The organism is Enterococcus alishanensis (genome assembly GCF_019218635.1).
In the GTDB taxonomy this organism is placed as follows: domain Bacteria; phylum Bacillota; class Bacilli; order Lactobacillales; family Enterococcaceae; genus Enterococcus_A; species Enterococcus_A alishanensis.
Map to the genome: position 1 here is coordinate 755,517 of NZ_JAHUZB010000001.1, position 6,625 is coordinate 762,141.

Annotated in this window: 6 protein-coding genes and 1 pseudogene; all 7 read left to right on the forward strand. The window is 35.6% G+C overall.

Annotated elements, in window-relative coordinates:
* Positions 1-2 precede the first annotated feature (2 nt).
* Positions 3-1,781: a sigma 54-interacting transcriptional regulator gene (locus KUA55_RS03620; RefSeq protein ID WP_218324799.1), complete on the forward strand. Its 1,779-nt coding sequence runs from the start codon at positions 3-5 to the stop codon at positions 1,779-1,781.
* On the forward strand, positions 1,778-2,182 hold the full coding sequence (locus KUA55_RS03625) for a PTS sugar transporter subunit IIA (protein ID WP_218324800.1): 405 nt from the start codon (positions 1,778-1,780) through the stop codon (positions 2,180-2,182). The genes KUA55_RS03620 and KUA55_RS03625 overlap by 4 nt, the downstream gene beginning before the upstream one ends.
* 15 nt (positions 2,183-2,197) lie before the next feature.
* Positions 2,198-2,704, forward strand: a complete 507-nt coding sequence (locus KUA55_RS03630) for a PTS sugar transporter subunit IIB (RefSeq protein WP_218324801.1) — start codon at positions 2,198-2,200, stop codon at positions 2,702-2,704.
* Positions 2,705-2,723: 19 nt separating this feature from the next.
* On the forward strand, positions 2,724-3,518 hold the full coding sequence (locus tag KUA55_RS03635; protein ID WP_218324802.1) for a PTS mannose/fructose/sorbose/N-acetylgalactosamine transporter subunit IIC: 795 nt from the start codon (positions 2,724-2,726) through the stop codon (positions 3,516-3,518).
* Complete coding sequence (locus KUA55_RS03640; protein WP_218324803.1) at positions 3,515-4,336, forward strand: PTS system mannose/fructose/sorbose family transporter subunit IID; 822 nt, start codon at positions 3,515-3,517, stop codon at positions 4,334-4,336. Before KUA55_RS03635 ends, KUA55_RS03640 begins: the two co-directional genes overlap by 4 nt.
* Before the next feature lie 16 nt (positions 4,337-4,352).
* Positions 4,353-5,042 (forward strand): transaldolase family protein, encoded by a 690-nt coding sequence (locus KUA55_RS03645; protein WP_218324804.1) that lies wholly within the window; start codon positions 4,353-4,355, stop codon positions 5,040-5,042.
* 87 nt (positions 5,043-5,129) lie between these two features.
* Positions 5,130-6,544, forward strand: a pseudogene (locus KUA55_RS03650) (IS3 family transposase).
* Positions 6,545-6,625: the final 81 nt, after the last annotated feature.

The window sequence follows — 6,625 nt, forward strand, 5'->3', positions numbered from 1 at the left end:
TCATGCGTGAAACCGCAGAAGAAAAAGTTTTAGCCCGTTTAAAATCGTTAGAAGATACTCAAAAAACAACAATAACAACTCAAGCTTTAGCAGATTCATTAGGCATTAAAAGGAATTCTGCTAGTCATTATTTAAATAACTTATTAGAAGCTGGAAAAGTAACTAAAATTTCAGGTAAGCCGGTGAAATGGATTAGTGAAATCAGAGATGGAATAAGCAACGATAATCCATTTGAAGCATTTATTGGTTCAAATAGTAGCCTAGTTAATGAAATTCAGCAATGTCAGGCAGCAGTAGAATATCCACCAAAAGGGTTGCCTATTATTATTAATGGGAAAAGTGGGGTGGGGAAAAGCTATCTCGCTGGTTTGATTCATGATTATTGCTTGAAAAAAGAATTATTAATGCCTCAAGCACCGTTTGTAGTATTAAACTGTGCCGACTATGCCAATAATCCTGAGTTGTTATCGGCAACTTTGTTTGGATATAAAAAGGGCAGTTTCACGGGAGCCGACCAAGATCGTGCAGGTTTAATTAATGATGCAGATGGCGGGATTTTATTTTTAGATGAAGTTCATCGTTTAAGTTATGAAAATCAAGAAAAACTGTTTTTATTAATGGATCAAGGTATCTATCGACCACTCGGAGACAAAGGAGAGTTAAAAAGAGCAGATCTGCGATTTATTTTTGCTACGACGGAAAACAATGACGAAGTATTATTAGATACTTTTCGGCGACGTATTCCAGTGAGTATTAGCTTGCCGGACTTCAATCAACGACCTTTTGAAGAACGCCTAAATTTGATTCAACGTTTTTATCAAAATGAAGTTGTTTCATTAAAAAAAGATATTTTAATAATCAGTGATGTATTAGATTTTTTAGCCTTTTCTAAGTACAAAGGAAATATCGGGCGATTAAAAAATCTAATTAAGATTAGTTGTGCTAACGCTTGGCATGAAAACAAAAATGAGAAGCAATTAGTCATCAAAAGGGAATATTTTCCAACAATTACCGATACCTCACCGCAAGAGAAATATATCTTTGATGATTTATTAATTTCATATAGTCGCAATCCAAATCAATCTGAAAAGGTCATTTTACCTTATTCACGGGAATTGATTGAGTCATTTTGGGAAGATATTCAATTTTTTAATACGAATGGCTTTAATCAACATATTTTTAGTTTGCTATCTACTAAAATCAACAAAATTGTAAAGCAGATGGGGCAAGAGTTAAACGAGACCCTACAGAAAACAGACATATCAATAAGGAATAACCGCAATTTCTTTGGTCAACTAGACAAGTTAGAAAAACAAACGGGCGTAAAGTTTTCTAAAGAAGAACAATTCATTTTTTTAAGTATCTATCAATACCTCCAAGAAATGAAACCTTTAGATGAAGCACTTATAAAAAATGCTCAAGAAACGGTCCACCAATATTTAAAAAAAGAAAACTACTTAGCCAAAAAAATCATTCAAAATTTAGCTAGTTTTAAACCTGCAAATGAAAGTTGTCTGGAAGTTTTCTATAGTTTTGTCTTAAAAAATTACTGGCAAACTAAGGTTCAGGTACCGGCACTAATCGTTACTCATGGTTCCAGTACTGCCAGTAGTATGGCAGCTGTAGTTAATTATTTAACTGGGGATTTTGTCTTTGAAGCTATAGATATGCCGATTGAATCTTCAGTACCTGAAATTGTTAGAAGTGTTCGACAATTTGTTAATGAAGTGGATACAACTAATGGTTTTATTTTACTGGTTGATAAGGAGTTTTTAAGATGAGAAAAATATTAATTGCAACACATGGTTATTTCGCAGATGGCATCAATAGTAGCTTGAAACTTTTGGTGGGTGAACGAGAAGAAGTTACAGTGATTAATGCTTACGTCGATGAAAGTGACGTTACATTACAGTATGAAGTGTTTTTTCAAACCCTTCAGCCAACTGATGAAGTCATTGTCTTCACGGATCTATATGGCGGTAGTGTGAATCAGCAGCTCTTTAAGCATACAGAGAAAAATCAAGCCATTTTAATTACGGGTTTTAATTTACCAATTATTTTAGAAATTTTATTAAGCCCGGATGTAGTAACACCAGACAAAGCGAAACAGTTAGTAGAAGCTTGTCGGGAAGAATTAAAAGTTGTAGAACCAGAATATCAAGCAGAAGAAGAATTTTTCTAAGAGAGGAAGATAAAAATGATTGTAACAGTAAGAGTAGATGACCGTTTAATTCATGGACAAGTCGCATTATTATGGACCAAAAAATTACAAGCGGACGGCATCATAGTAGCAAATGATGCCGCAGCAAACAACGAAACCCAACAAATGACCTTAAAAATGGTGGCACCTTATAATGTTAAATTAACGATTAAATCCTTAAGTGACGCCGTACAGTTATTGAACAATCCTAAAGCTAAAAAAATGCGAATCTTTGTTTTAGTTAACTCCATCAAAGATGCTTTGGCTTTAGTCAAAGAACTAAATGAAGCAAACTTAACAGTCAATATCGCGAATGCCGGACGTTTTGATGGAGAAGACATTGCTGGAAAACTAAATTTAACTAAAACGGTTTTAGTTAGCGATAGTGAACTTGAAAATTTAAAAGCTTTAGTCGCGTCAGACAATGAAATTATTTTACAAACCTTGCCTGATGAACCGATTAAAAAAGCCGCAGATTTATTGAAATCTCATAATAAATTATAGATTACTGGAGGAGAAAATGATGGTCTTAAATGCATTTTTATTGGCTGTGGTCATGTTTGTAACTTATGGCGGGAATTGGTTGACTGGACAAAGTATGATTGATCGACCGATTGTCGTGGGGCCGTTAGTTGGTTTAGTATTAGGCGATTTACATGCTGGAATCGTAATCGGTGCCTCACTGGAAGCTGTCTTTATGGGAGCGATTAATGTTGGTGGTACCGCAGCAGTTAATCCAGCGGTGGGAACTGTTTTTGGGACAGCTTTCGCAATTATGTTAAACGATGGCCCAGAAGTTGCTCTTACTCTGGCATTACCAATTGGGATTTTAGCTGGAGCGATGGAAACATTAATTTCAATTTTACTAAGTGCTTCAGCTGAACCTTTTGATCGCTTAGCAAAAGCGGGTAAAGAAAAAAGTATTATCGCCTTACACTTTAGTTTATGGGCTTTGAAATTCTTATCTTTTTCAATCATTGTATTTGTGGCAGTTTTAGTAGGTTCTGGTCCAGTCAAAACTTTTGTAGACGCTATTCCAGATGTAATTATGAATGGATTAGCTGTCTGTGGCGGCTTGTTACCGGCTGCTGGGTTTGCAATTTTATTAAAGATGTTATGGGAGAAGAAGATTGCCATCTTTTATTTCTTAGGATTCACTTTGGTCGCTTATTTAAAACTACCATTGGTGGCTTTAGCAATTATTGGAACAGTCATTGCCGTGAGTGGTGCCATGAGAGATAAAGAAATGTTGGAATTAAAAAATTTAAAAACAGCTGCACCGGTTGGTGGTGACGATGAGGAGGACTTTTTCGCATGACATCAAAAAATGAATTAACTAAAGAAGATAAAAAAATGATCCATTCGATCTTTTGGCGCTCGTTTCCTTTATACGCCCAATATAGTTATGCAAAAAACGGTGGCGCCGGTTTTGCTTACGCTTTAATGCCTGCAATTAATCGCTTCTATAAAAAAGCTGAAGATAAAAAGGAAGCTTTGTATCGTAACATTGTCTGGTTCAACACAACGGGAAACTTTTCTTCATTCATCATGGGCTTAGCAGCATCTATGGAAAAAGAAAACAGTGAAAAACCAGACTTTGATGAAAGTTCTATTAATGCTGTGAGATCAAGCTTAATGGGACCAATGGCAGGAATAGGAGACTCGATTTTCTGGGGTGTTTTACGAATTATCGCTGCTGGTGTAGCTGTTGGTTTAGGAAATGAAGGCAATATTTTAGCACCTCTGGTCTTTTTATTAATTTACAATATACCGTCAATTATCACACGTTACTATGGGACTTTTTTAGGTTACACATTAGGTTCAAAGTATATCGAAAAGATTTATTCTAGTGGGGTCATTCATATTATGACCAAGGCTGCTAGCACTTTAGGATTAATCATGGTAGGTGGGATGACTAGTAATATTGTTACCTTCACTGCCAAGTTACAATGGAGTGCCGGTAGTAACACGATGTTTAAACTACAAGATATTTTAGATCAAATTTTAGTGGGTATGGTGCCGTTAGGGGTTACTTTACTTTGTTTCTACTTAATGAATAAAAAAGTCAGTTTTAACTTAGTTTTGGTTGGTATCGTTGCTTTTGGAATTATTTTATCAATACTAGGAATTGCTTAAAATAGGAGGAAAAAAGATGATTTATTATATTGATGCAGCAGATGTTGAGGTTGTCAAAGAAGCAGCTAGCACCTATCCAATCGCAGGTGTGACCATGAACCCTACGATTGTCAAAAATGATTTAAAAAATAAAAAGGTCCCATTTTTTGAGCTAACAACCCAAATCACTAAACTAATTGGTGAAGAAAAAGAATTTCATATCCAAGTAGTCGCAACTAAAGCCGAAGATATGGTGAAAGAAGCACAGGCTTTAAGAAAAAATATCAAAGGCAATCTATATGTAAAGATTCCTGCGACAACAGCAGGTTATCAAGCAATGATGACTTTGAAGGAATTGGGGATTAAAACTACTGCAACAGCGATTATTGATGTTAATCAAGCGTTATTAGCAGCTAATGCAGGTGCCTCATACGTAGCAATCTATGTGAATCGTGTAAGTAACATTTCAGCGGATGGTGATCAAGTAGTATTAAATGCAGTCAAAGCTTTTCGTCAAAATAATTTGACTACTAAAGTTTTGGGGTCATCATTTAAAAATGCCTTACAAGTGGAAAAAGCTGCAATGAATGGTGCATATGGTGTAGCTGTTGGTTATGATGTTTTTAAAGCTAGTGCGACTCATCCATTGACTGATTCCAGTGTTGAGCAATTTAAATTAGACTGGGAAAGTGTTTATGGGGAAGGAAATAAAATTTATCAGTTCTAATAAGTAAAAAAGACTCTTCAACAGTAAAAAATGTACCGACCCCAAAAAGTTAGACCAAAAATCTAACTTCTGGAGGTCGGTATTTTTATGGTTAAATATAGTTTTGAATTCAAACTGAAAATCCTTCAAGAGTATCTTGACGGAAAAGGAGGTTTCTCCTATTTATCTAAGAAACACGGGTTGAAGTCAGAAAATCAAATGAAAAATTGGCTCAATGCTTATCAAGAATTTGGTGAAGAAGGGCTTCTTCGTAAAAGACAAAATCAAAGTTATTCTGTTCAATTCAAGATGGATGCGATAGAGTTATATCAAACAACTGAGTTGTCCTATCGTGAAGTGGCGAATCATTTAGGGATAAACAATCCTGCATTAATCGCCAATTGGATGAGAACCTTTCGTGCAGAAGGAGTAGATGGACTCTCAAAAAAGAAAGGACGTCCGCCGATTTTGTCTAAGAAAAAAGAAAATCCAAAGGCAAACAAAGCAACCCTTGAAGAACGTGATCGCATCAAGGAATTAGAAAAACAAGTCCGTTCTCTTCAGATTGAAAATGCTTTTTTAAAAGAATTGAGGAAGCTGCGAAAACAGGAAGCCCAACAAAGACGAAAGAATCAATCGCACGAATCATCGACAGCCTCCGAGGATCCTTCAAATTAGTTGAGCTTCTTGAAACTTTGAAATTCCCTAAATCGACCTTTATGTATTGGCAAAAACGGTTTGATCGACAAAATCCAGATCAAGAAATTGAAGAGGAAATACTTAAGATAAGAAGCCAACATAAGGATTATGGCTGTTTGCGCCTAACAAAGGAATTATGTAATCGTGGGTTCCATGTAAACAAGAAGAAAGTGCAACGCTTGATTAGGAAACTGGGTATTGAGGTCCGCTCATTCACGAGGAAATCTCGTCGTTATCATTCTTATCGTGGGAAGATCGGTGCGGTTACGAAAAATCGAATTCATCGACGCTTTTGCACAAGCATTTGTCATCAAAAGATTACGACACATACGACAGAGCTAAAATATTTTGAACTAGACAAATCCGGGACCATTCGTGAAAAGAAACTGTATCTTGATCCCTTTTTAGATATGTACAGCAGTGAGATTATTTCTTATCGTATTTCTGAAAAGCCAAATGCACTAGCGATCATGGAGGCATTGGAAGAAGCGATTCAAGTAACAAAAGACTGTCTCTACCGTCGAACCTTTCATTCTGATCAAGGCTGGGCTTATCAAATGAAGGCATACAATCATAAATTAAAAGAACATAAAATATTTCAAAGTATGTCCCGTAAGGGCACCTGCTTGGATAATTCAATCATGGAGAATTTCTTTAGTTTATTAAAACAAGAAATTTATTATGGACGAGAATTTCATAGCTTTGAGGAATTGAAACAAGCAATTGATAATTACATTTATTACTACAATCATGAACGTATGAAGAAAAAATTAAATTGGCAGAGTCCGGTGCAATTTAGAAAATCGGCATTGAAAGCAGCTTAAAATATAATAGCAGTAAAAACAAAGAAAAAAGGAGTGGATTTCTCCACTCCAAAAAAGTCTAACTATTTGGGGTCACTACAA

What these genes read in the sequence shown, in the direction of transcription:
- KUA55_RS03620 (WP_218324799.1), top strand. Translation starts at nt 3, where the DNA reads ATGCGTGAAACCGCAGAAGAAAAAGTTTTAGCCCGTTTAAAATCGTTA.
- KUA55_RS03625 (WP_218324800.1), top strand. Translation starts at nt 1,778, where the DNA reads ATGAGAAAAATATTAATTGCAACACATGGTTATTTCGCAGATGGCATC.
- KUA55_RS03630 (WP_218324801.1), top strand. Translation starts at nt 2,198, where the DNA reads ATGATTGTAACAGTAAGAGTAGATGACCGTTTAATTCATGGACAAGTC.
- KUA55_RS03635 (WP_218324802.1), top strand. Translation starts at nt 2,724, where the DNA reads ATGGTCTTAAATGCATTTTTATTGGCTGTGGTCATGTTTGTAACTTAT.
- KUA55_RS03640 (WP_218324803.1), top strand. Translation starts at nt 3,515, where the DNA reads ATGACATCAAAAAATGAATTAACTAAAGAAGATAAAAAAATGATCCAT.
- KUA55_RS03645 (WP_218324804.1), top strand. Translation starts at nt 4,353, where the DNA reads ATGATTTATTATATTGATGCAGCAGATGTTGAGGTTGTCAAAGAAGCA.